Source organism: Variovorax sp. 10N432, assembly GCF_056394465.1.
In genome coordinates this window covers 1-554 of the sequence record NZ_JBFTHX010000147.1, presented here as the reverse complement: position 1 = coordinate 554, position 554 = coordinate 1, and the positions used below count along the sequence as shown (strand labels likewise).

Here is a 554-nt window from a genome sequence, read left to right as displayed (position 1 = left end):
TCTTCCGGCTTGAACGTGTCCAGCTGCTTCTTCTTGGCCTTCATGATGTTGGGCAAGGTCACGTAGCGCGGCTCGTTCAGGCGCAGGTCGGTGGTGATGACCGCGGGCACGGAAAGAGAAATGGTCTCCAGGCCGCCGTCGACTTCACGGGTCACGTTGACCTTGTCGCCCGCCACTTCCACCTTCGAGGCGAAGGTCGCCTGCGGCAGATCGGCCAGCGCCGCCAGCATCTGGCCGGTCTGGTTGGCGTCGTCGTCGATCGCCTGCTTGCCCAAGATGATCAGCCCGGGCTGCTCCTTGTCGACCAGCGCCTTCAGCAGCTTGGCAACTGCGAGGGGTTGCAGCTCTTCGGTGGTCTCGACCAGGATGCCGCGGTCGGCGCCGATGGCCATGGCGGTGCGCAGGGTCTCCTGGCACTTCGCGTCGCCGCACGAGACCGCGATGATCTCGGTGGCGGCGCCCTTCTCCTTCAGGCGCACGGCTTCTTCGACGGCGATCTCGTCGAAGGGGTTCATGCTCATCTTGACGTTGGCAATATCGACACCGGTGCCGTC

1 protein-coding gene is annotated in these 554 nt (G+C 64.4%); it reads right to left on the bottom strand.

Annotation, left to right across the window (positions count from 1 at the left end):
- Positions 1-554, bottom strand: a 554-nt coding sequence (locus AC1DF3_RS37080) for an electron transfer flavoprotein subunit beta/FixA family protein (protein ID WP_478142825.1), incomplete at both ends; no start/stop codon positions are given.